This is a genomic window from Rhodococcus sp. IEGM 1241, assembly GCF_033142365.1.
Classification (GTDB): Bacteria; Actinomycetota; Actinomycetes; order Mycobacteriales; family Mycobacteriaceae; genus Rhodococcus_F; species Rhodococcus_F erythropolis.
In genome coordinates, this window is record NZ_JAWLSE010000005.1 from 203,088 (window position 1) to 226,158 (window position 23,071).

Consider the following 23,071-nt stretch of genomic DNA (forward strand, 5'->3'; position numbering starts at 1 on the left):
CAGTGCTCGCGGCCGTTTAAGGCCAGCAATGGCAAATTGGATACGGAATCGAAGGCCGGTTCGTCCTAGAGTTCTGGCCAGAGGCCTCCGAGCGAATGAACTCGTGTGTTCGCCGTGCCTTGTTTCTTTCGTCACGCCACTACTGCAGGAGTTTGCTGTGAGCACCCCCGACTCTGCCCCCACCACCGCCATCGGCACCGCCCGCGTCAAGCGCGGCATGGCTGAAATGCTCAAGGGCGGTGTGATCATGGACGTGGTCACCGCTGAGCAGGCCAAGATCGCCGAAGACGCCGGCGCCGTCGCCGTCATGGCACTCGAGCGGGTCCCCGCAGACATTCGCGCACAGGGCGGCGTCTCGCGCATGAGTGACCCGGACATGATCGACAGCATCATCTCCACCGTCAGCATCCCCGTCATGGCGAAGGCACGCATCGGTCACTTCGTCGAAGCGCAGATCCTGCAGAGCCTCGGCGTCGACTACATCGACGAGTCCGAGGTCCTGACCCCGGCCGACTACGCCAACCACATCGACAAGTGGAAGTTCACCGCCCCCTTCGTCTGTGGCGCCACCAACCTCGGTGAAGCGCTCCGTCGCATCAACGAAGGCGCGGCCATGATCCGCTCGAAGGGTGAAGCCGGCACCGGAGACGTCTCCAACGCCACCACACACATGCGCACCATCCGCGGCGAGATCCGCCGGTTGACCTCGCTGAGCGAGGACGAACTGTACGTAGCCGCCAAGGAACTGCAGGCCCCGTACGAACTGGTCGTCGAGGTCGCCAAGGCAGGCAAGCTGCCTGTCACCATGTTCACCGCCGGCGGCATCGCCACCCCCGCAGACGCTGCGATGATGATGCAGCTCGGCGCCGAAGGCGTGTTCGTCGGATCGGGCATCTTCAAGTCCGGCAACCCGAAGCAGCGCGCCGAGGCCATCGTCAAGGCCACCACGTTCTACGACGACCCGGACGTGCTCGCCAAGGTCTCGCGCGGACTCGGCGAGGCAATGGTCGGCATCAACGTCGACGACCTGCCCGTCGGACACCGCCTCGCAGAGCGCGGTTGGTGACAGCAGGTCCAATGACCGGGCTCAGTGCCTGAAAGTCTTTACACAAGAAGGGGCGGCGGTTGCATTGGCAACCGCCGCCCCTTCGGGGTGTGGCGGACCGTCAGATGCTGTCCGATACCTCGAACACGAACTCGACCTCGACGGCACTGTTTCGGGGGAGTTCGGCCACGCCGATCGCAGAGCGGGCGTGTTGTCCAGCGGTACCGAAGATCTCGGCCAGCAGGTCGGACGCACCGTTGATCACCTGGGGTTGCTGCGAGAATCCGGATCCCGAAGCAACAAATCCAACGACCTTGACGACCCGAACGATGCGGTCGAGACCGACCAAGGCATCAACGGCCGCGAGTCCGTTGAGAGTGCACAACCGCGCCGCCTGGGCGGCGTCTTCGACGGAGACGCCCTCGCCCAACTTGCCGATGCACGTCGTAGTGCCGTCGACGAGCGGCAATTGCCCCGACGTGTAGACGTATGACCCCGTCCGAACGGCGGGAAGGTATGAGCCTGCGGGGGTGGCAACAGGCGGGAGGGTCAGGTCGAGTGCGGCGAGTCGTGCGGTCCAGGTACTTGCGTCGTTCATCGGTTCCTCAATGGGTTCTTTTGTCCGGGAATGGTGTTCGAGTCTGTCATCGGGAGTCTCGGCAAGTCCAAGTCGCATTTGCGCCCACCCCATCACTTTTGGTGATATTCGCCGTCGTCGGATTCAAATGGTGTTCGAGTTGGCCACCTAAACTGTGTCGTATGTCGTCAATTCGTAACATCTCACTGGGGATACCTGTCCGTTCCGGTCATGTACTCATGCTCGACGGCACGGACTCTGTCACGGGGGAGAACTTTCATCGATTGATCGGTGGCGGTATCGAGTTCGGTGAGACGGCCGAGGCGGCGCTGCGACGCGAGTTCGCGGAGGAACTCGGTGTCAGGTTGGGAAGCGTCGAGTTGCTCGAGGTCGTCGAGAACATCTTCGAGTTCGAGGGGCGACCTGGGCATGAGATTGTCCATGTCTTTGCAGTCGACTCAGCTGACATCGATGCGTTTCCGCTCGACGTGCAACTCCGAGTCCTAGACGAAGGTAGTCCAGTCCACTGGGTTTTGAGTGGTGGGTCCGACCGCCCTATCTACCCGGCCGAAGCTGCCCGCATGATCAACGCCCTGGTTCAGTAGGGGAATCCGTTGCCGGAACACGAGTGGCCGCAAAGGTTGCTCCGCAACAATTTTCGGTCAATCGGGATTGTTCGGACTGATTCCTGGAAATCATGGCTATCGAACGTATATTCGAATAATGTTGAGGAATGTTCGATGACGGAGCAGGAAGTTCGGGTACCGCAGCGCAGCTGTCCGGTGCTGAATCCGACTGCGCCCTCATCGATCTCATCGCCGATCTGCATGCGCGCGAATCGATGCTCGTGGAACGGAAACTGGCTGCCATTGCCGAGTTTTTCGAGCGTCGCAGCGCTGACCACACTGATAACGGTGCTTGGTCGTCTACCGCTCACGAACTGGCTGAGGCCGAGCTCGGCGCGGCATTGACCATGGGCCGTGCCGCAGCGGGAAAGTTGATCGGTCTCGGCTTTTCTCTCAAGTCTCGGCTCCATCGCACGCGTGCCGCCATGGCGCGCGGAGAACTGGATCTGTATCGAGTCGGATTGATCGACTCCGCTACGGCCAACGTCGCTGACGATTTGATCGACGAGGTGGAACGGCAACTCCTCGAAAAGATCTCGGCGCCACCGATGCCTGGCGGTACTGGCTTGACCGGTCGCCGATTGACAGCGGCTATCGACCGGATCGTCGCCGTGGTGGATCCCGAGGGGATACGCGAACGTCGACGCCGCGCCCTGGCTGATCGGTTCGTGGGTGTGAGCGCTGCCGAGGACGGAATGGCGCGGATATTGGGGAGTATTCCGGCGGAGAAAGCACGGGCTTTCGACCGTCGGTTGCGGGAGTTGGCAATGTCGGTGTGTCGACACGATTCCCGTAAGTACGAGCAACGACGAGCTGACGCATTGGGAGCGTTGGTATCCGGGTCGACGATTCTGCCGTGCGATTGCGGCCGGGACGAGTGCCCACAAGATCGAAGCGGGATTGTCGTGGTGCGTCGGCCGTTGGTTCACGTGGTCATGCTGGAATCAACGCTTCAGGGCGGTGACGCACCAGGTGCAGACGAACCCGCTCACCTCGACGGTTATGGAGTGATCAGTGCAGAGCATGCGCGTGACATCGCCGCGGGTGCGCTGATTCGGAAGGTGAAGGTACCAGCCGATGCCGCGCGCGAGTCTTCCGGTGAGGGCGAGCCAGTACCTCCGCCCGTTGTTCCTTCGGCGTCGGTCTACCGCCCCGGCGCTGTCCTCGACACCTGGGTGCGGGTGATCGCAGGAAGCTGCCAGTGGTTGCACTGCGATGTCGCTGCATGGAATTCAGATCTTGATCACACTGAGCCCTTTGATCATCGCGATCCCACTCGTGGTGGAAAGACCGTGGCGTCGAATATGAGTGCGTATTGTCGAAACCATCACCGCCTCAAGCATTCCGGTCAGTGGTTGCACATCTCGAACCCGGACCGGAGTGTCATGCTGACCTCGCCGACCGGACATTGCTACCGAACCAGGCCGTCAGGTCTGCTGGCGGGAATGCTCGAGCCTGTACTGCCCAAGGGTGGTCGGCGTCGGCGCACACGTCTGGAGAACAAGGCCTCTCGTGTGCGGGGTGAGCGCCGGCGTCAGCGGATACGGATGCACCGGCGGATGAAGAAGGCACAGAGGAGGACCTTCGACGGCGGAGACGATCCACCGCCATTCTGAGTCGATGCGCCCCGTCGCACAGTGTTTTCGGATGCCCACTTTGGTGGCCGGGGGTGCGTCAGGCATTGTGTGAAGGTCGGTAGACGTCGGTACACGGGAAGATGTGGAGCATCGATGGCGAGGATCGAAGAAATTCTGGAGTTGGAACGCCTCGAGCGTGACATCTTTCGAGGAATCATCGCGGAGACCACCCTGACCCGCACTTTCGGCGGCCAGGTCGCCGGCCAGGCATTGGTGTCGGCGGTACGTACGGTCGATCCGGCCTATTCAGTTCATTCGTTGCACGGATACTTCCTGCGTCCGGGCAATCCGATGGAGCCGACGGTCTTTCTGGTCGATCGTGTTCGGGACGGTCGATCGTTCGCGACCCGCTTGGTCACCGGAATTCAAGACGGGCAAGCCATTTTCACGATGTCGGCATCCTTCCACGTCCAAGACGAAGGCATCGAGCACCAGGACGAGATGCCACCGGTCCCTGACCCCGAGACCTTGGCCATCGCCCAGGATTCGGAAGATCCCGAGACTGCGTGGTTGGCTCGCGAGTGGTCCGATTGGGACCTCCGGATGGTGCCGAAGGCCGACATCAACAAACGTCCAGGCGCTGCCGCACAGCAGCAAGTATGGTTCCGTTCCCGCGAGGCTCTCCCGGACGACCCGGTATTTCACGTGTGCACGCTTGCGTACATGAGCGACATGACGCTGCTCGGGTCTTCCCGAGGCCCTCACATGGACGTCGCCATGCAAAGCGCCTCGCTCGATCACGCCATGTGGTTCCTGCGGCCGTTCCGGGCCGACGAGTGGCTGTTGTACGACCAGACGTCGCCGTCAGCGGGCTTCGGTCGCGCATTGACGCAGGGACGAATCTTCGACAGCCGAGGAAACATGGTTGCTGCAGTCGTCCAGGAAGGCCTGACCAGGCTGTATCGCCCGAAGTGAGGTCGGCCGAAGTGAGGTCGCCTGAAGTGAGATCAATCGCAGCGAGGCCTTCAGGGGCGAGACCGCACCGCAGGCCGGGCCGGATGGTCGTACCTGACCTCGAAATCGACCTCCTCGGACATCTCTGAGCGGTGTTCGAGGAGTGCGTCGACGGTCCACAGATCCGCCTCCGGAGTGTGCCGTCGCATGGCAGCTCCGCTCATGTCCAGGCGGACGCTGACGTCGAACTCCAGCCCACGCCCGAGCAACATCGGACCGGCGATCACGATGACCGCGCGTTCATGGACGGGGACGCGGGTCGAGCGAGCCGATCGATCGGTGGGTTCGTCCCAGAGTTTCGGCAAGAACGCTCGTTTGGTGCGGGCAGCGGTGATCACTTCACGATCGAGTGCCGGATAGTCGAACCAGATGGTGCGGTAACTCAGCGCATCCTCGTGACCGAACTCGTATCGCAGCGAAGCCGGCCGCACGTAGTCGTGCAGTGACACAACAGCACTCGGCCTGCTGTGCGACTCGACGGCGGACCCGACCAGTTCCGCGAGCCGAGACGGCTGCGCACAATCAGGTCCGTCGATCGCTACAACCGCCACCGACGGAAATGATCCGCTCAGCGTTGCGATCTGCTCGGCCAGGGCGAGGGGAGTGGACGGGATGAATGTGCTCACGCCCACCATGGTGCCGTGCCCGCTCGCCGAGGCGATATTGTGAACCGTCATCGCGCCCACCGCGGCGGTCTATTTCCGGAGGACTCATGGTTGGTATCGAGGAGATCCTCGCGCTCGAACACCTGGAGAAGGACATCTTCCGTGGTGCGGTCCATCCCACCGCACTTCAACGGACGTTCGGCGGGCAGGTTGCCGGGCAGTCGTTGGTTTCTGCCGTGAGTACCGTCGACGAGAGCTACCACGTGCACTCGTTGCACGGATACTTCCTGCGCCCGGGCAACCCGAAGATTCCGACGGTCTACCTGGTGGACCGCATCCGCGACGGGCGCTCGTTCTGCACCCGCCGGGTGAACGCAGTCCAAGACGGCAAGACGATCTTCACGATGTCGGCCTCGTTCCACGTCGAGGACGAAGGTATCGAGCATCAGGATCGGATGCCTTCCGTTCCGGCGCCGGAGGACTTGCAGGACGCGCAGACCGTCCCCAAGTTGGCGGAATCCCAGTTCTACCAAGAGTGGAAGAACTGGGACATCAGAATTGTGCCGGCCGAGCAGAGTGCGTCAGCGCCGGATCTCGCCGCACAACAGCGCGTGTGGATGCGCTACCGCGAGGCTCTGCCGGATCGTCCGCTGTTGCACATCTGCACGCTTGCGTACCTCAGTGACATGACCCTGCTCGGAACTTCGAAAGTCCCGCACCGGGGCGTGAAGACGCAGACTGCTTCGCTCGATCACGCGATGTGGTTCCTGCGTCCGTTCCGGGCCGACGAGTGGTTGCTCTACGACCAGACATCGCCGTCGGCAGGTTTCGGTCGCGCGCTCACTCAAGGGCGTATCTACGATCGCGATGGCAACATGGTGGCAGCGGTGGTTCAGGAGGGTTTGACGCGTCTGGAACGCGAACCCGACAGCCGTGAGAACAAGACAGGAACTGTGTGATGACGCGTCCGCTGATCGGTGTACTCGCCCTCCAGGGTGATGTTCGCGAGCACCTTGCTGCACTTGATGATTCGGGTGCGGATGCCGTGGGTGTCCGACGGCCGGAGGAGCTGGACAAGGTAGACGGAATCGTGATTCCGGGTGGCGAATCCACCACCATGAGCCGGCTTCTGCAGGTGTTCGAACTGTTGGATCCGCTGCGTGAGCGTCTTCGCGGCGGGCTGCCGGCCTACGGTTCGTGTGCCGGCATGATTCTGCTGGCGAGCGAGGTACTCGACACCCGGCCGGACGCCGAACATCTCGGCGCCATCGACATGACGGTGCGCCGCAACGCTTTCGGCAGACAGGTCGATTCTTTCGAGTCCGACCTGGAGTTCGAGGGCATCATCGGAGATCCCATCCGCGCCGTCTTCATCCGCGCGCCGTGGGTGGAGCGAGTTGGACCGGGCGTTGAGGTCCTTGCGCAGGTTCCCGCCGCCGCGGGGGAGGCCGCGGGCCGGATCGTTGCGGTTCGGCAGGGCTCGGTGATCGCCACTTCTTTCCATCCCGAGGTAACCGGTGACCGTCGAGTACACGAGATGTTCGTCGATCTGGTTCGCGGATAACTGGAGTAGTCAGCCTCGGCCGAACCTACAGCTCCAGTTCGCGGGCAAGGATCGCCGCCTGGACGCGTGAGGTGAGGTGCAACTTCGACAGAACTCGCGACACATGCGACTTCACCGTCGGAGCACCGACACCGAGTTCACGCGACAGCTCGGCATTGGACATACCTGTCCCCAGCAGCGCGAGCACCTCACGTTCACGGTCGGTGAGCTCGCTCAATCCCAGCGGTTCGGTGGGTTTGGGTGCACGCTGAACGAACTCGCCGATCAGTGCACGCGCCGCGCGAGGAGCGAGCACTGCATCTCCGGCCGCGACGTTGCGGATAGCGTTGGTCAGTTCGTCCGCGGTCGCAGTCTTGAGCAGAAATCCCGACGCGCCGGCGCGCAAGGCCGCGAAGACGTATTCGTCGAGGTCGAAGGTGGTCAACACCAGAACCCGGCTGCGGGTCGTCCCGATGATCTGACGCGTCGCCTCGATGCCGTCGGTGCCTGGCATCCGGACGTCCATGAGTACGACGTCGGGTTGATGTGTGCGGGTGACGGTGATCGCCGACGCTCCGTCACCGGCTTCTGCAACGACATCGATGTCGTCGTGCTGCCGCAGGATCATCGCCAGGCCGGAGCGGATCGCGGCGTGGTCGTCGACCAGGGCGACGGTGATCACCGATCCGTTCGGTTCGGTGCGGGGACCGGTAGCTGCGCGCATACCGTCCATTCTCCGTCGACCGGAAGTGCGTCGAGTGAACCGCCCAGCAGTTCGGCGCGGTGACGCATGTTTGCAAGTCCGCGCGTTCCTGCCCGCGGATGGGATGTGTCGGGACCGACGGGGTTTCGGATCTCGACCTGTAATGCATTGTGCTGGAGAGAGATCGACATCGAGATAGGCGCACCAGGTGCATGCTTGAGCGCATTGGTCAACGCTTCCTGGGTGATCCGATACGCCGTGTGATCGACCACGCTCGGCAGGTCGGCAGCATCGACGTCGATCGCAACGTGCACAGTGCCGCCGGCTGCCCGAACTGCGTCCAGGACGACGGGCAACTCGGTCAGCCGCGGGGGAGAGGAACGCGGGTCCGGGGTCTCGTCGTCCCCGGCGTGGAGCAGTTCGATCATCGACCGCATCTCGGAAAGGCCCGCGAGACTGCTCGATCTGATCGCCCCGATCATCTCCCGCAAGCCGTCGTCTGGTTGGCCCCGTTCACCGGAGAGAGCTGTGGTGGACAGTGCCGCCTCCGAATGGATTGCGATGGCGGAGAGGTGGCTTGCGATGACGTCGTGCAGATCGCGCGCCATGGTTGCTCGTTCGTGAGCGACTGCGGCCTCGCGGTCTAGAGCGGCGAGTGCTTCGTGGACTCTGGAACGCTCGCGTTCGGCCTCGGTCAGTTCGACTTGTCGACGGATGACCAGTGCCCACCACACCGGCGTACCGAAGAACAGTGCCGTCACCACGCCTGCCCCAGCCGCAGCGCGGACGTCCTGGGTGGACAGGTAGACGAGTGCGGTGAGCGCGGCAACCGTCACCGCGGTCAGAGAACACACCACTCGGCCCAGCCGCGCCGTCCCGTACAGAACTGCGGCGTAGGTGAGATCCGAGAGGACCAGCCACATCGGCAGAGTGGGTCCCAGGGCAGCGTCGACCGCGACGATGACGGCCCCCGCCGCCAAAGCTGTTGCCGGACGCACCCGCCGGAACGAGTCGATCACACACAGCAGAGCCAGCATCCCGATCCGAACCCCGGCAGGAACGTCGGCGACACCTCCGACATCGGTCCACATTTGGTACAGGCCGACCAGGTAGAGGAGTACCCCGATCGCGAACAGGCCGAAGGCGATGAGCGGATCGTTCCACTTGCCGACACTCCGACTTCTGGTCACCACAGACTTATCAGAGCACATCGGGGCGCCTGACTTGTCATACCAAATGATGAGGTCGGCGTTGTTCCGATGGCTGATGTGCGGATTCGATAGAGAAGACAGGCTCGACGTATGAAAATTCGCTTCGAGTTGATGATCGGCATTCTCTTGGTCGTCGGTGGCGGCTGTCTGTGGCTGTTCGCGCGTGACGCCGAGTTCTTCTGGTTTCGCGGCGGACCACTCGGCGTGATCCTCGCGATCATCGGTGCCTTCGACATCGTGAATGCAGTCCGAACGAGGGAGACAGCGATACCCGAGCGCCGAAACGACTGACGTGGAACTCGTCCTGCTCACCACGCTGGGCGGGCTCGCCCTGCTGGACAGTACGAGCATCGGAACATTGGTCGTCCCGGTCTGGATGTTGTTGATGCCGGGACGACCGCGGGTTCGCAGGCTGCTGACGTATCTGGTGGTCATCACGACGTTCTATTTTGTTGTCGGGGTGGCAGTCTGGACGACGGCACGGGCAGGTATGCCTGTCGTCGCCCCGCTGCTCGAAACCCCCGCCGCCCGCGGTGCGCAGTTGATTCTGGGTATCGCGTTGTTCGCGTGGAGCTTTCGATTCGATTCCGAGAAGAGGCGCACATCCGGTCAGGCCGATCGAACTCATGTTTGGCGAGAGCGGGTGCTCGGCTCGGGCAGTTCCGCGAGAAGTGTTGTACTTCTGGCAATTGCTGCCGGGACCGCCGAGTTGGTGACGATGCTGCCCTACTTGGCGGCGATCGCGATGATCACCGCTGCTGGGCTGTCCGCAGTCACGTCTGCGTCGATACTTGCCGGATACTGCCTGATCATGGCCACTCCGGCAGTCCTTCTGTTGTGCGGGCGGATCGTGGCCGGCGACCGACTGGACAAGCCGCTGCGCGGGGTGGATTCGTTCATCTCTCGCCACGGCGACAGCGCGATGGGTTGGGTGTTCGGCATTGCCGGCTTCTACCTCGCCGGCAATGCCGCTGCCGTGTTGTTCGTGAATTGACGTTGTTCGTAAATTGACGTTGTTCGTGAATCAACCAGCCTGAACCAACGAATTGATCAGCTTCACACCGTCTTCCGGGTGATCGACGGTCACGGCGAACAGTCGTCCGTTCTCGAGAGTGACCACGATGGCCTCACCCGAGCGGAGCGTGACGGCTGTTCCGCGCGGTGTCATTCGGTAACCCCATCCACCCCATTCGGCCGGACGTATCGCGTCGACTGATGCGGACTTCACCTTCGAGATGGGGATCTTCTTCCATCGAACGCCCCAGGAACTGATGCCGACACCGTGACGGTCGACGCGCACGGTGACCGACGCGAATGCTGTGACGGCGAGTGTGGACACACCCAGGATCACGGCAACCCACCAATCCGAGTACGCGGCAGTCGCGATCACGAGAACTACGAGGCCGGCGGTAACGATCCACGGCCAGACGCTGCGGACCTGCCCGACCCACACTGCACGTTCGGAGGCCGTCAGCGGAGTGTCGAGCGTCGGGGTCGGCAGTGGCGACTCCGGGCCGCTTCGTTGCTGGTCAGGCAGCGCGTATGCCAGAACTCCTACGAGTACCGCCGCGATCGGCGCAAGAATCCACCAGCCGATACGCGCGTCTTCCGGCGACCCGGCGTCGATCGTCAGGGCGACGCTCAGAATCCAGATCATCGCCAGTGTCGCACTCGAGATCGAGGTTACGGCGAGAAACAAGGGCGCGTTGTCGCTCGAACGGGCCGCGACGACACAGGCGCAAACGGCAGCCACCAGTGAAATCACCAGCGCGATGGCGAAAAACGTCGTCGTGGTGCTGAACCCGTCCGGGGTCGATCCGGACCAATGGCTCGCGACGGTCTCGGGTAGGCGGTCACCCCACGCGAAGCGTGCGAGAACCAGAATCAGGGTCGGGATCAGAGTCAGCGAAGCTGCTGTCCAGAGTCGGATCTTGCTGGTCGTCATTGTGTGCTGGTCTCCTTGATGAGGTCGAGCATGTGCGCAGTGTCGAGTCCGAGATTTCGGGCCTGCCGTACGAACTCGCGCGCAGATTCGTTGAGAGCTGTTCTTCCCGAGTCGAATTCGGCGCGAATGACGGCGCCACGTCCGCGTCGGAGGTCGATCAGGCCTTCGTCGCGGAGTGTTGCGTACGCACGAAGAACCGTGTGGAGATTGACGTCGATCGACTCGGCGAGAGCGCGAGCGGACGGCAGGCGGTCACCTGGACCGATCTCACCGCGGATGACCGAGCCACGAACCCCGGCTGCAATCTGCTCCGCTAGTGGAGTTGTGGAGGCGTGATCTATTCGGACCAACATGTTTGCATTCTATGCAAACAATGCGCGGTTTGACTAATTCGTGTCGGGGGATGCAGCGAGTTGTGACGTGGGACGGGTAACATCGGCAGAGCTGAAAGACGCGCATTCGGCGTGCGCAACGCAGCAGGAAAGGGGCTTGAATCGCATGAGCGGCCACTCAAAATGGGCCACCACCAAGCACAAGAAGGCTGTGATCGACGCACGTCGTGGCAAATCCTTCGCGAAGCTGATCAAGAACATCGAGGTGGCGGCACGAACCGGCGGTGGCGATCCCACGGGCAACCCCACCTTGTACGACGCCATCCAGAAGGCGAAGAAGACGTCTGTTCCCAATGACAACATCGAGCGTGCGCGCAAGCGCGGCGCCGGTGAAGAAGCGGGCGGCGCAGACTGGCAGACCATCATGTACGAGGGCTACGGACCCAACGGCGTCGCCGTTCTGATCGAGTGCCTCACCGACAACCGCAACCGCGCAGCCGGTGAAGTTCGCACCGCGATGACCCGTAACGGTGGCAACCTCGCTGACCCGGGTTCCGTCTCCTACCTGTTTGCTCGCAAGGGTGTCGTCACGCTCGAGAAGAACGGCCAGTCGGAGGACGACGTCCTGATGGCTGTGCTCGACGCCGGTGCCGAGGAAGTCACCGATCTCGGTGAAACCTTCGAAATCGTCAGTGAGCCACAGGATCTGGTTGCCGTACGTTCGGCACTTCAGGAAGCCGGCATCGACTACGACTCCGCTGAAGCCGATTTCCGCGCTTCCGTCGAGGTTCCCTTGGATGTCGACGGCGCACGCAAGATCTTCAAGCTCGTCGACGCGCTCGAAGACTCTGACGACGTGCAGAACGTGTACACCAACATCGATCTGTCCGACGAGGTTCTCGCGGCTCTCGAAGACTGATTGCTTTTCAACTCAACCCGGCCCTGACGTCCGCGTCTCGGCCGGGTTGCGTGTTGATGCGGGGCAGTACGCCCGCGCACCGCTAAGCTATCGAACAGCTGTTCGGTATGGAGAGGTGTGACAAAGTGCGCGTGCTCGGAGTGGACCCAGGCTTGACTCGCTGCGGGTTGGGTGTGGTCGACGGGAGCAACGGCAGGAAAGTGCGCCCCATTGCTGTCGACGTGGTGCGGACCCCGCCCGAGATGGACCTCGGGTCTCGGCTACTGCGAATCTCCGATGCGGCGGAGCTGTGGATCGAGCAGTACAAGCCGGAGGTCGTCGCGATCGAGCGTGTATTCGCGCAGCACAACGTCAGTACGGCGATGGGGACGGCGCAAGCAGGCGGAGTTGTCGCGCTCGCTGCCGCCAGACGCGGCATCCCGGTGTGTTTCCACACGCCCAGCGAGGTGAAGGCCGCCGTTACCGGCAGCGGTAACGCCGACAAGGCGCAGGTCACCGCGATGGTGACGCGAATCCTGAACTTGAAGACGGCGCCGAAACCGGCTGACGCCGCTGACGCTCTGGCGCTCGCGATCTGTCACTGCTGGCGAGCACCGATGATCGAGCGAATGGCCCGGGCCGAGGCGATGGCCGCTGAACAAATGCGTAAGTATCAGGCAAAATTGGCCGAGATGAAGAAGGCAGGTTCACGATGATCGCGTCGGTACGCGGCGAGGTACTCGATATTGCGCTCGACCACGCGGTCATCGAAGCGTCAGGTGTCGGCTATCGGGTCAATGCCACCCCGGTGACTCTCGGTGCACTGCATCGGGGAAGCGAAGCGCGACTGTTCACGACGATGATCGTTCGCGAAGACTCGATGACGCTCTACGGTTTTTCCGATACCGAGTCGAAGGACCTGTTCAGCCTCTTGCAGACGGTTTCCGGAGTCGGACCGCGCCTGGCGATGGCAACTCTTGCAGTGCTCGAACCGGACGCATTGCGGCGGGCACTCTCGGAAGGCAACCTGACGGCGTTGACGAGGGTCCCCGGTATCGGGAAACGCGGCGCCGAGCGCATGGTCGTCGAACTGCGCGACAAGGTCGACGCCGTCGCGACGACGGCCGGCGCGGCTTCCGGTGTCGTCGTCGGCAGTTCGATCCGTGATCAGATCGTCGAGGCTCTCGAAGGTCTGGGCTTCCCGATCAAGCAGGCCGAGCAGGCCACGGATTCGGTCCTGGCGGAATCGCCCGAGGCCACTACGTCGGTAGCACTGCGTTCTGCTCTGTCGCTGCTCGGTAAGACTCGATGAACTTCGACCCGATCGACGATTTCGACGACGAGTCGCAGGTCTCTGCCGAATTGGTGGCGGGAGACGGCGATGTCGAAGCGAGTTTGCGTCCCAAGAGTCTCGACGACTTCATCGGGCAACCCCGTGTTCGCGAACAACTGCAGCTCGTGCTCACCGGAGCAAAACTTCGCGGCAGCACTCCTGATCACATCCTGATGTCCGGTCCCCCCGGGCTCGGCAAGACGTCGATGGCGATGATCATCGCGGGGGAGTTGGGCTCTTCTCTACGGTTGACGTCCGGACCGGCGCTCGAACGCGCCGGAGACCTGGCCGCGATGCTGAGCAACCTCGTCGAGGGTGACGTGCTGTTCATCGACGAGATTCACCGAATCGCTCGTCCGGCCGAGGAGATGTTGTACCTGGCGATGGAAGACTTCCGTGTCGACGTCGTCGTCGGTAAGGGGCCGGGTGCCACGTCGATTCCTCTGGAGGTTGCACCGTTCACGCTGGTCGGTGCGACTACGCGGTCAGGTGCGCTGACCGGTCCGTTGCGCGACCGCTTCGGGTTCACCGCTCACATGGATTTCTACGAACCCGAAGAGCTGCAACAGATTCTGATGCGTTCGGCCGGAATTCTGGGAGTCAATCTCGAAGTTGACGCCGGGGCCGAAATCGCACGACGCTCGCGAGGGACGCCGCGTATCGCGAACCGATTGCTGCGCCGGGTTCGTGACTTCGCCGAGGTTCGCGCCGACGGAATCGTCACGATGGACGTCGCTCAGGCGGCCTTGGCTGTCTACGACGTGGACCAGTTGGGCTTGGACCGTCTCGACCGATCCGTACTGAGTGCGTTGGTGCGGTCGTTCGGCGGCGGGCCCGTCGGCGTGTCGACGCTTGCGGTGGCCGTCGGCGAGGAACCGTCGACGGTGGAAGAAGTGTGCGAGCCGTTCCTGGTTCGGGCCGGGATGATCGCCCGGACGCCGCGAGGACGCGTGGCTACCGCCGCTGCCTGGACTCAACTCGGAATGACACCGCCGCCGGATGCCGCAGCGGGCGGTATCGAGGTTCGCGTCAACGAACCGCAGGCCACGTTGTTCGATCCGAACGGAGAGTGAATTTCGACTGGAAAGGCCTACTTGAACGGCCGATCTGTCAGGAATCCTCAGCAACTAATGGCACACTGGTGTATTGCGTAGGTCCATCCGGGACCATCGCGGCGTAAAACGTGCAACACAACCGAGGTTGATCAACACATGTCGAGTTTGCTTTTCCCACTCTTGATCCTCGCACTGCTGGTGCCCATGTTCCTGGGCATGCGCAAGCAGAAGAAGGCTTTGGCTGCCACTTCCGAGATGCAGGACTCGCTGCAGGTCGGCGATCGAGTGCAGACCACGGCCGGGCTCTATGCCACGATTGCTTCTCTGGACGACGACACCGTGGACCTCGAGATCGCCGACGGTGTCATCACCACCTGGTCGCGTCTGGTCATCCGTGAGCGCGTTGTCGAGACGACCGAAACCGACGAGTACGACGACGACTCGGTTTCCGAGATCGAAGAATCAGCTGCTGACACCGAAATCCGGCTCACCAAGGAGTCCTGACTTCGTCGACCTGGCACGTGTTCTAGAGTTGTGAACTCGGACACACGTCCAGATCGGTTGGTCTGTAGTAGTTCTTTCATCGGAGTAGTTCTTTCACCAGCAGCTCAGTTCATCCCGTTGATCAATCGTTGCAGTTCGAACGCCGCAGCTCGGGTGGTCGTCGACCGCCCGAGCCCTGCATTTACTGAAGCTCTGCACCTACTGAGGAGACTTAAAGATCGTGGCACCTTCCACCGGAACGGTGCATCCGGTCCGCTACCTGGCCCTTTTCGGGGTCCTGGTGGTGGCACTGTATGCCCTGGTGTTCTTCACTGGAGACAAGTCGGCCACGCCGAAACTCGGCATCGACCTGCAGGGTGGAACGCGCGTCACGTTGACCGCTCGTACCCCGGACGGCAGCGCTCCCAGTCAGGACAGTCTCAAGCAGGCTCAGGAAATCATCGAGACCCGCGTCAACGGTCTCGGCGTTTCCGGCTCCGAGGTCGTCGTCGACGGTGACAACCTCGTCATCACCGTTCCCGGCGACGACAGTGCGCAGGCTCGCTCGCTCGGCCAGACCGCCCGTCTGTACATCCGCCCGGTGACGGGTTCGATCGATGTCGCCACCCGTGACGCGAATCGGACAGCTACCCCTGAGGCGCCGGCGGCCGAAACTCCGGCCACTGATGCTCCGGCTCCCGAGGTACCGGCCGACGGGACCCAGACGCCGCAGAACCGCCCGTTCCTGGCTCAGGACCCGACCACTCCGGAGGCAACCCCGGCGCCGGAGACGACAACACCGGCTCCCCCCGCGGACGCATCGAGTGACGGCACCGACGAAGGCGACGCAGCAGCAGCGGAAATCGCCGCAGCGCGCGCCCTCCGACAGAGCAGCGATCCGACGGTGCAGCAGCAAGCAGTGGCGAACCTCGACTGCTCCGTCGCGGATCCGCTCCGTGGAAACGACGACCCGACTCTTCCGCTGGTCGCGTGCTCGCAAGACGGACTGAACATCTATCTTCTCGGTCCTTCGATCATCGACGGCCAGGAGATTGCCGACGCGTCTTCGGTCTTCAACTCGCAGCAGTCGCGCCACGAGATCAGCCTCTCGTTCAAGACGACCGGCAGCAACACCTGGGCCGAGTTCACCTCTGCCAACATCGGCAAGCAGGCAGCGTTCACGCTCGACTCGAAGGTCGTCAGCGCCCCCACGATTCAAGGTGCAACGCCTGCGGGTAGCGCGACCTCGATCACGGGCAGTTTCACTGCGGAGAGCGCCAAAGAACTTGCCAACACTCTGAAGTACGGTTCGCTTCCGCTGTCGTTCGCAGCTTCCGAGGCCGAGACGGTCTCGGCAACGCTCGGCCTGGCCTCACTGCAGGCGGCATTGATTGCCGGCGCGGTCGGTCTCGTTCTCGTTCTGCTGTACTGCCTCGTCTACTACCGGATGCTCGGCGTCCTGACGGCGTTGTCGCTGATCCTCTCCGGAGTCATGGTCTACGCGATCATGGTTCTGCTCGGCAGATACATCGGCTTCACACTCGACTTGGCCGGCATGGCTGGTCTGATCATCGGTATCGGTATGACCGCCGACTCGTTCGTCGTGTTCTTCGAACGCATCAAGGACGAAATGCGTGAGGGCCGTAGCTTCCGCTCCGCGGTGCCACGCGGTTGGGCGCGAGCGCGCCGAACAATTCTTTCCGGCAACGCGGTGAGCTTCATCGCCGCTGCAGTTCTGTACGTGCTGGCGGTCGGACAGGTGCGAGGCTTCGCCTTCACCTTGGGTCTGACCACCATCCTCGACGTGATTGTCGTGTTCCTCGTGACGTGGCCACTGGTCAGTATGGCGTCCCGTTCGGCGTTCTGGTCCAAGCCCAGCGTCAACGGTCTCGGCGCAGTGCAAGAGGTTGCCCGCGAACGTAAGGTTGCCGCCGCTGCGTCGGCTAAGGAGACACGAGCATGAGCGAGTCCAACAACTCCCCGGTGGGGCCCAACAACAGTTCCTCGGCCGAGTCCGCCGATGCCGCAGCCCGGTCGGAGATCACCGACTCCGGCGTCGATCAGGGCGCGATGCCCAAGCACAGTTGGCTCTCGCGGCTGTACACGGGAACGGGTGCGTTCGAGGTCGTCGGCAGGCGTCGCTTCTACTACGGACTGACCGGCGCTCTGGTCGCCATTGCGCTGCTCAGCATCATCCTGCGCGGCTTCACCTTCGGTATTGATTTCGAGGGCGGATCGCGCATTCAGTTCCCGGCCGAGGGTGGAGTCGAGACGTCGGAGGTGGAAACCGTCTACTCCGACACACTCGGGTTCGAGCCGGTCAGCGTGCAGACGGTCGGCTCGGGTGCCAGCGCCACCGTACAGATTCGGTCGGAGACGTTGAACGCGACGCAGATCAACGATCTGCAGTCGGCTCTCTTCGACGAGTTCCAGCCCAAGGACAAGAACGGGAACCCGTCTGCGCAGGCCATTAGTTTTGCGGACGTGAGTGAAACCTGGGGTGGCCAGATCACCAAGAAGGCGCTGATCGCGCTGATTGTGTTCCTGGTGATCGTGAGTATCTACATCGCCATCCGCTTCGAGCGGGACATGGCGGTAGCTGCGATCGTTGCGTTGTTCTTCGACATCATCGTCACTGCCGGCGTCTACTCGCTCGTCGGTTTCGAGGTGACGCCCGCGACGGTGATCGGTTTGCTCACCATTCTCGGTTTCTCGCTGTACGACACAGTGGTGGTGTTCGACAAGGTCGAAGAGAACACCCGCGGTGTTCTGCATCTGACGCGCCGGACGTACGGCGAGCAGGCCAACCTCGCGGTGAATCAGACCTTGATGCGATCGATCAACACGACCGTCATCAGTGTGCTCCCGGTGATCGCTCTGATGGTTGTCGCGGTCTGGATGCTCGGCGTCGGCACACTCAAGGACCTTGCGCTCGTTCAGCTCGTCGGCATCATCGTGGGTGCGTACTCCTCGATCTTCTTCGCGACGCCGCTCCTGGTGTCGATGAAGGAACGCTGGGGACCCGTTGCCGCGCACACTCGTAAGGTGCTCTCGCGCCGGGCTACGCTGGCCGAGAAGGGTACGCAGGCGGTTGCCGTCGGCGCGCCCGTTGCACGTCGTGCGCCGGTTGCTCCGCAGCCGGGTGCGCGGCCGACCGGAAAGCGAAACAAGAAGGGGCACTGAACATGCTCCCAAGGACACGCACACTGGTTCGATCGATGACGTTCGTTGCAGCCACTGCGGTGGCTGCGGGTTCGTTGGCGGCCTGCTCGGAAAGCTCCGAGCAGGTTCCCTCCATCGGATACGCCATCGACAACTCCATCTCCACGTACAACGCCAACACGACAGCCGGATCGGTGTCCGGGGCGATGGCCGCGTTCGGCCGGGTGCTTCCCGGCTTCACGTTCACGGGCCCGGCCGGGGCACCGGTATCGGACACCGACATCGGAACGGCGTCGGAGTTGCCCGGTGACGTCCTCACTGTCTCGTACAAGCTCAATCCGGCGTCCGTGTACTCCGACGGAATTCCGATGTCCTGTGACGATCTGGTCCTCACCTGGGCGGCGTCGAGTGGCAAGTTCACCAAAGACGTCGATGGGGTCGTGAAGCCCATGTTCGACACGGCGAACAATCTCGGATATGCGGACATCGACCGGATCGACTGCCAGAGCGGGTCGAAGGACGCGACTGTCTTCTTCAAACCCGGGCGATCGTTCACCGATTGGCGATCTTTGTTCGGTGCGACTGCATTGATGCCTTCACACATCGTGACGCAGCGCGCCGGCGTCGGCGACGTCGTGAGTGCGGTGAATGCCGCTGACGCCGAAGCGTTGTCGAAGATCGCGGACTTCTGGAACACCGGGTGGAACCTGACTCCCGGGCAAGTGGACACCTCCGTACTGCCTTCCGCTGGTCCGTATCGAATCGACTCGTACAGTGACGACGACGGTCTGGTACTGGTCGCGAACGAGCGGTGGTGGGGTAACAAGCCGGCGACCGATCGCATCGTCGTCTGGCCGCGTGGTGTGAATCTGACCGAGGACCTCGACAAGAACTCGATCGAGGTCGTCGACGTCGCTTCCGGGTCGGCAGGCGAACTCGGCACTCCGTCCGGGTTCGATGTCCAGCAGATTCCGTCGCGGTCGATCGAGCAGTTCGTTCTCGCGACTTCGGGCGCGCTGGGGGACGAGGCCGCGCGCCGTGCCTTCGCGCATTGCGTTCCGCGGACAACACTTTTCGAGAAGTTCGGGCAGACGGAGAATGCGCCGCAGGCCGGTCTGGGTTCGGGCGTGGTTGATTCACGACTGATGGCGCCGGATTCACTCGTCTACGGCGACGCCGCCGCGGTCGACGGTGATCGGTACGCCAATGCCGACGTCGAGGCCGCGAAGACGTCGTTGTCGGAAGCCGACCTCGATCAGTTGACCGTCCGGGTCGGGTACCTCGCACCGGACCCGGTGCGGGCGCAGATCGTCTCCGAGGCGAAAGCCGCGTGTGCTCCAGCGGGAATCACGATCGAGGACGCGAGTAGCGACGGCTTCGATCCGGCGAGTCTGCAGTCCGGGGGAGTCGACGCTGTGCTGTCCGGCATGGCAGGCAAAGTCGGTGCAGGCGGCACAGCGAGCATGATCGACGCGCGCGGAGCATTGCGATCGGGCAACGGCGCAAACCTCGGAACGTACGGAAACGCAAGGATCGATCAGATCATCGATCAGTTGAACGTGGATGCGAGCACCAGTGCGCAATTGGGACTCGCGGTGGAGGCGGAGAACATCCTGTGGACCCAGGTGCCTACGATTCCACTGTTCAATCAACTACGAACTGTCGCTGTAGCCCCAGGCATGTCGGCAGTGTTGGTCAATCCGACTCGGGCCGCTGCCGGCTGGAACATGGACAGATGGGTACTACGCAGATGAGCGTCTCGAACGGTGTTGCCTTGCACACGACTGAAGAATTGATCGCAATCCACCGGGCTGCCGGAGACGCCGTTGTTCGGCTGACCCGCTGGGCGGACAACTTTCCCGGTCCCGGGGTTCGGTTCGCCGATCTGACTCCGGTGTTCGCCGACGCCGAGGGATTCGGAGCCGTGCTCGACGCCCTTGTCGCCTGCGCTCCGGACGCCGACACGATCGCCGCCGTCGATGCTCGCGGTTTCCTGCTCGGTGCCGGCGCAGCTGCGAAGATGGGCGCGGGAGTAGTTGCCGTGCGGAAGGTCGGCAAACTGCCGCCACCCGTGCTCTCTCGTTCCTACAGCCTCGAGTACGGATCGTCGACACTCGAGATCCCGGCAAACGGCTTCGATCTCACCGGACGGAATGTTCTGGTGATCGACGACGTTCTGGCTACCGGAGGGACACTCGAGGCGGCTGTACAGTTGGTTGAGTTGGGTGGAGCTAACGTCGTCGGCGTCGCAGTGGTGCTCGAGATCGAGGAATTGCGCGGCCGTGATCGCTTCTTGAAGTACCCACTGACATCCCTGGTGAAGGTCTGAGTATTAAAGTTGTCTCCTGGGGGTCGAGTTAGACCTCCAGGGCAATTACCCGATGCAGGGCGGTTGCCTCATCCAACTCGGTGGTAGGAGGTGGCGACATGACGTCGAATCTTGATCGATCACAGAACTCGGGTGCAGTGTCGCAGGAGACGGGTGCAGTTCCCGCTCCGGAGACGACACCATCGAAGTCCGCGGTTCCTGACGTTTCGGGATCAGCGCAAACTACCGGCAATCGGGGTGGGCAGAATCTGGCCGTGCCCGCTTCGGCCTCCCGTAGGGTGCGTGCCCGGCTTGCGCGGCGCATCACCGGTCAGCGCAATGCCACCATCCGCCCGGTACTCGAGCCGTTGGTCAGCCTCCACCGTGAGCTGTATCCGAAGGCCGACCTCGCGCTGCTCCAGCGTGCGTACGACGTCGCCGAGGACAGACATTCGAGCCAGCGGCGCAAGTCCGGCGATCCGTACATCACGCATCCGTTGGCCGTCGCGAGCATTTTGGCCGAGTTGGGTATGGACACCACCACCCTCGTCGCAGCCCTTCTGCACGACACCGTCGAGGACACCGGTTACTCACTCGAAGAGTTGACCAAGGACTTCGGTGACGAGGTCGCTCACCTCGTCGACGGAGTCACCAAACTCGACAAGGTCGTTCTGGGTACCGCAGCCGAGGGCGAAACCATCCGCAAGATGATCATCGCGATGGCGCGGGACCCGCGCGTGCTCGTGATCAAGGTTGCGGATCGTCTGCACAACATGCGCACGATGCGATTCCTGCCGCCCGAAAAGCAGGCACGTAAGGCCAGAGAGACTCTCGAAGTCATTGCGCCACTTGCGCATCGGCTCGGAATGGCGACCGTCAAGTGGGAACTCGAGGACCTCTCGTTCGCAATCCTGCACCCGAAGAAGTACGACGAGATCGTTCGACTGGTCGCCGACCGCGCGCCTTCTCGTGACACCTATCTGGCGAAGGTTCGCGCCGAGATCAACTCGACTCTGTCCGCCTCGCGCATCAATGCCATCGTCGAGGGCCGGCCCAAGCATTACTGGTCGATCTATCAGAAGATGATCGTCAAGGGCCGCGATTTCGACGACATCCACGATCTGGTCGGCGTGCGCATTCTGTGTGAAGAAGTGCGTGACTGTTACGCCGCGGTCGGCGTTGTCCACTCGCTGTGGCAGCCGATGGCCGGACGCTTCAAGGACTACATCGCGCAGCCGCGCTACGGCGTCTACCAGTCGCTGCACACCACCGTCGTGGGACCGGAAGGCAAGCCCCTGGAGGTCCAGATCCGGACCCAGGACATGCACCGGACCGCGGAGTTCGGTATCGCCGCGCACTGGCGGTACAAGGAGACCAAGGGCAAGCACGCCGGCGACATCGCCGAGGTCGACGACATGGCGTGGATGCGTCAGCTACTCGACTGGCAACGTGAAGCGGCCGATCCGGGGGAGTTCCTCGAATCGTTGCGTTACGACCTCGCCGTCAAGGAGATCTTCGTCTTCACGCCGAAGGGTGACGTCATCACGTTGCCTGCCGGATCGACTCCCGTTGATTTCGCGTATGCGGTGCATACCGAGGTCGGCCACCGATGCATTGGTGCCAGGGTCAACGGCCGACTGGTCGCACTGGAACGAACTCTCGAGAACGGCGAAGTCGTGGAGGTCTTCACGTCGAAGGCTGCCACCGCCGGGCCGAGCCGAGATTGGCAGACGTTCGTCGTCTCGCCGCGCGCCAAGGCGAAGATCCGTCAGTGGTTCGCGAAGGAACGCCGCGAAGAGGCGCTCGAGTCCGGCAAGGATCAGATCGCGAAGGAAGTCCGCCGTGTGGGACTTCCGTTGCAGCGGTTGATGAATGCCGAATCGATGAGCACGATCGCGCACGAACTTCGCTATCCCGACGTCTCGGCGTTGTACACGGCGGTAGGCGAGAGCCAGGTGTCGGCGCACCACGTCGTGCAGCGTCTCGTTGCTCATCTGGGCGGCGTCGGCGCCGTCGAGGAGGAATTGGCCGAGCGTTCGACGCCGTCGACTATGCCGGTACGCACCCGCAGTACGGGCGACTCCGGAATTCTTGTTCCCGGAGCGCCGGGGACGGTGGCTAAACTTGCAAAATGTTGCACGCCGGTTCCGGGCGATTCGATTCTGGGCTTCGTCACGCGCGGCGGAGCGGTCAGCGTGCACCGTACCGACTGCACCAACGCCAACTCGCTCCACGATCAGTCGGAGCGAATCATCGACGTCGAATGGGCACCGTCAGCGACGTCGGTGTTCCTGGTCGCGATCCAGATCGAGGCGCTCGATCGTCATCGGTTGCTTTCCGACGTCACCAAGGCGTTGGCCGACGAGAAGGTGAACATCCTGTCTGCCTCGGTCACCACGTCCGGCGACCGAGTGGCGATCAGCAAGTTCACCTTCGAGATGGGCGACCCGAAGCATCTGGGTCATGTGCTGAATGTGGTTCGCAATGTGGAAGGCGTTTACGACGTCTACCGCGTGACCTCTGCTTCGTAAACTGCTGTGCGCCGTTATTAACCCCGGGGGGGTTAAAAAGGCGCCCAGCACGGGTAGGCGCCTACAGCCAGTGGCTTATAAACAAAAGTCGCTGCCCCCGCAAATTCATTGGTGTATATATCG

The 23,071-nt window shown here is 62.6% G+C and carries 24 protein-coding genes; 18 read left to right on the forward strand and 6 right to left on the reverse strand.

All coding sequences use genetic code 11. From position 1 onward, the window contains the following. Positions 1-157 precede the first annotated feature (157 nt). Positions 158-1,066 carry a pyridoxal 5'-phosphate synthase lyase subunit PdxS gene (gene pdxS, locus R4P70_RS22305; protein ID WP_003943338.1) on the forward strand — a complete coding sequence of 303 codons (909 nt, stop codon included), beginning with the start codon at positions 158-160 and terminating at the stop codon, positions 1,064-1,066. Positions 1,067-1,166: 100 nt separating this feature from the next. On the opposite strand, the gene R4P70_RS22310 is transcribed toward pdxS, so the two are convergent. After that, positions 1,167-1,643 (reverse strand): RidA family protein, encoded by a 477-nt coding sequence (locus tag R4P70_RS22310; RefSeq protein ID WP_317831821.1) that lies wholly within the window; start codon positions 1,641-1,643, stop codon positions 1,167-1,169. Positions 1,644-1,804: 161 nt separating this feature from the next. Between R4P70_RS22310 and R4P70_RS22315 the strand changes: the two genes are divergently transcribed. The 3 genes from R4P70_RS22315 (at position 1,805) to R4P70_RS22325 (ending at position 4,800) form a co-directional block, all read left to right on the forward strand. Continuing rightward, positions 1,805-2,227, forward strand: a complete 423-nt coding sequence (locus tag R4P70_RS22315) for an NUDIX domain-containing protein (protein WP_317831823.1) — start codon at positions 1,805-1,807, stop codon at positions 2,225-2,227. A 128-nt stretch (positions 2,228-2,355) separates the two neighbouring features. Further along, a complete protein-coding gene (locus tag R4P70_RS22320) occupies positions 2,356-3,864 on the forward strand; it encodes an HNH endonuclease signature motif containing protein (protein WP_317831825.1) in 1,509 nt (502 codons plus the stop codon). A gap of 114 nt (positions 3,865-3,978) precedes the next feature. After that, on the forward strand, positions 3,979-4,800 hold the full coding sequence (locus tag R4P70_RS22325; RefSeq protein ID WP_019748291.1) for an acyl-CoA thioesterase: 822 nt from the start codon (positions 3,979-3,981) through the stop codon (positions 4,798-4,800). A gap of 50 nt (positions 4,801-4,850) precedes the next feature. On the opposite strand, the gene R4P70_RS22330 is transcribed toward R4P70_RS22325, so the two are convergent. Continuing rightward, a complete protein-coding gene (locus R4P70_RS22330) occupies positions 4,851-5,516 on the reverse strand; it encodes a hypothetical protein (RefSeq protein WP_317831827.1) in 666 nt (221 codons plus the stop codon). Positions 5,517-5,551: 35 nt separating this feature from the next. On the opposite strand from R4P70_RS22330, the gene tesB reads away from it, so the two are divergent. Both tesB and pdxT read left to right on the forward strand, forming a co-directional pair. Further along, a complete protein-coding gene (gene tesB / locus R4P70_RS22335) occupies positions 5,552-6,403 on the forward strand; it encodes an acyl-CoA thioesterase II (protein WP_046378507.1) in 852 nt (283 codons plus the stop codon). Next, positions 6,403-7,008: a pyridoxal 5'-phosphate synthase glutaminase subunit PdxT gene (pdxT, locus tag R4P70_RS22340; protein WP_003943308.1), complete on the forward strand. Its 606-nt coding sequence runs from the start codon at positions 6,403-6,405 to the stop codon at positions 7,006-7,008. The genes tesB and pdxT overlap by 1 nt, the downstream gene beginning before the upstream one ends. A 25-nt stretch (positions 7,009-7,033) precedes the next feature. On the opposite strand, the gene R4P70_RS22345 is transcribed toward pdxT, so the two are convergent. Both R4P70_RS22345 and R4P70_RS22350 read right to left on the reverse strand, forming a co-directional pair. Further along, entirely contained in the window at positions 7,034-7,711 is a 678-nt protein-coding gene (locus R4P70_RS22345) for a response regulator transcription factor (RefSeq protein WP_317831830.1), read from the reverse strand. After that, complete coding sequence (locus R4P70_RS22350; RefSeq protein WP_317831832.1) at positions 7,666-8,880, reverse strand: sensor histidine kinase; 1,215 nt, start codon at positions 8,878-8,880, stop codon at positions 7,666-7,668. The genes R4P70_RS22345 and R4P70_RS22350 overlap by 46 nt, the downstream gene beginning before the upstream one ends. 111 nt (positions 8,881-8,991) lie before the next feature. On the opposite strand from R4P70_RS22350, the gene R4P70_RS22355 reads away from it, so the two are divergent. Together R4P70_RS22355 and R4P70_RS22360 are read left to right on the forward strand one after the other, a co-directional pair. Beyond that, positions 8,992-9,192, forward strand: a complete 201-nt coding sequence (locus R4P70_RS22355) for a hypothetical protein (RefSeq protein WP_003943331.1) — start codon at positions 8,992-8,994, stop codon at positions 9,190-9,192. 1 nt (position 9,193) lies between these two features. Beyond that, positions 9,194-9,895, forward strand: a complete 702-nt coding sequence (locus R4P70_RS22360) for a GAP family protein (RefSeq protein WP_020907635.1) — start codon at positions 9,194-9,196, stop codon at positions 9,893-9,895. Positions 9,896-9,925: 30 nt separating this feature from the next. Here the strand turns inward: R4P70_RS22360 and R4P70_RS22365 are convergent, their stop codons facing one another. Both R4P70_RS22365 and R4P70_RS22370 read right to left on the reverse strand, forming a co-directional pair. Continuing rightward, complete coding sequence (locus tag R4P70_RS22365; RefSeq protein ID WP_317831835.1) at positions 9,926-10,846, reverse strand: hypothetical protein; 921 nt, start codon at positions 10,844-10,846, stop codon at positions 9,926-9,928. Further along, positions 10,843-11,199 (reverse strand): GntR family transcriptional regulator, encoded by a 357-nt coding sequence (locus tag R4P70_RS22370; RefSeq protein ID WP_003943322.1) that lies wholly within the window; start codon positions 11,197-11,199, stop codon positions 10,843-10,845. The genes R4P70_RS22365 and R4P70_RS22370 overlap by 4 nt, the downstream gene beginning before the upstream one ends. A gap of 145 nt (positions 11,200-11,344) precedes the next feature. Here R4P70_RS22370 and R4P70_RS22375 point away from each other — a divergent pair, with 145 nt between their 5' ends. From R4P70_RS22375 to R4P70_RS22420, 10 genes are all read left to right on the forward strand, one after another. Beyond that, positions 11,345-12,097 (forward strand): YebC/PmpR family DNA-binding transcriptional regulator, encoded by a 753-nt coding sequence (locus R4P70_RS22375; protein ID WP_007732951.1) that lies wholly within the window; start codon positions 11,345-11,347, stop codon positions 12,095-12,097. Between the two features lie 125 nt (positions 12,098-12,222). Beyond that, complete coding sequence (ruvC, locus tag R4P70_RS22380) at positions 12,223-12,792, forward strand: crossover junction endodeoxyribonuclease RuvC (RefSeq protein WP_020907638.1); 570 nt, start codon at positions 12,223-12,225, stop codon at positions 12,790-12,792. Further along, positions 12,789-13,388, forward strand: a complete 600-nt coding sequence (gene ruvA, locus R4P70_RS22385; protein WP_007732953.1) for a Holliday junction branch migration protein RuvA — start codon at positions 12,789-12,791, stop codon at positions 13,386-13,388. Before ruvC ends, ruvA begins: the two co-directional genes overlap by 4 nt. After that, entirely contained in the window at positions 13,385-14,482 is a 1,098-nt protein-coding gene (gene ruvB / locus R4P70_RS22390; RefSeq protein ID WP_019748300.1) for a Holliday junction branch migration DNA helicase RuvB, read from the forward strand. Before ruvA ends, ruvB begins: the two co-directional genes overlap by 4 nt. A 138-nt stretch (positions 14,483-14,620) precedes the next feature. Next, positions 14,621-14,968: a preprotein translocase subunit YajC gene (yajC, locus tag R4P70_RS22395; protein ID WP_019748301.1), complete on the forward strand. Its 348-nt coding sequence runs from the start codon at positions 14,621-14,623 to the stop codon at positions 14,966-14,968. 220 nt (positions 14,969-15,188) lie between these two features. After that, the gene (secD, locus tag R4P70_RS22400; protein ID WP_060938516.1) at positions 15,189-16,910 is read left to right on the forward strand and encodes a protein translocase subunit SecD; all 1,722 of its coding nucleotides are present in this window, start codon (positions 15,189-15,191) and stop codon (positions 16,908-16,910) included. After that, a complete protein-coding gene (gene secF, locus R4P70_RS22405; protein WP_317831840.1) occupies positions 16,907-18,130 on the forward strand; it encodes a protein translocase subunit SecF in 1,224 nt (407 codons plus the stop codon). The genes secD and secF overlap by 4 nt, the downstream gene beginning before the upstream one ends. 2 nt (positions 18,131-18,132) lie before the next feature. Next, positions 18,133-19,863 carry an ABC transporter substrate-binding protein gene (locus tag R4P70_RS22410; RefSeq protein ID WP_317831842.1) on the forward strand — a complete coding sequence of 577 codons (1,731 nt, stop codon included), beginning with the start codon at positions 18,133-18,135 and terminating at the stop codon, positions 19,861-19,863. Further along, positions 19,860-20,438 carry an adenine phosphoribosyltransferase gene (locus tag R4P70_RS22415; RefSeq protein ID WP_007732962.1) on the forward strand — a complete coding sequence of 193 codons (579 nt, stop codon included), beginning with the start codon at positions 19,860-19,862 and terminating at the stop codon, positions 20,436-20,438. The genes R4P70_RS22410 and R4P70_RS22415 overlap by 4 nt, the downstream gene beginning before the upstream one ends. Before the next feature lie 98 nt (positions 20,439-20,536). Next, on the forward strand, positions 20,537-22,948 hold the full coding sequence (locus R4P70_RS22420) for a RelA/SpoT family protein (protein ID WP_095973602.1): 2,412 nt from the start codon (positions 20,537-20,539) through the stop codon (positions 22,946-22,948). Positions 22,949-23,071 lie beyond the last annotated feature (123 nt).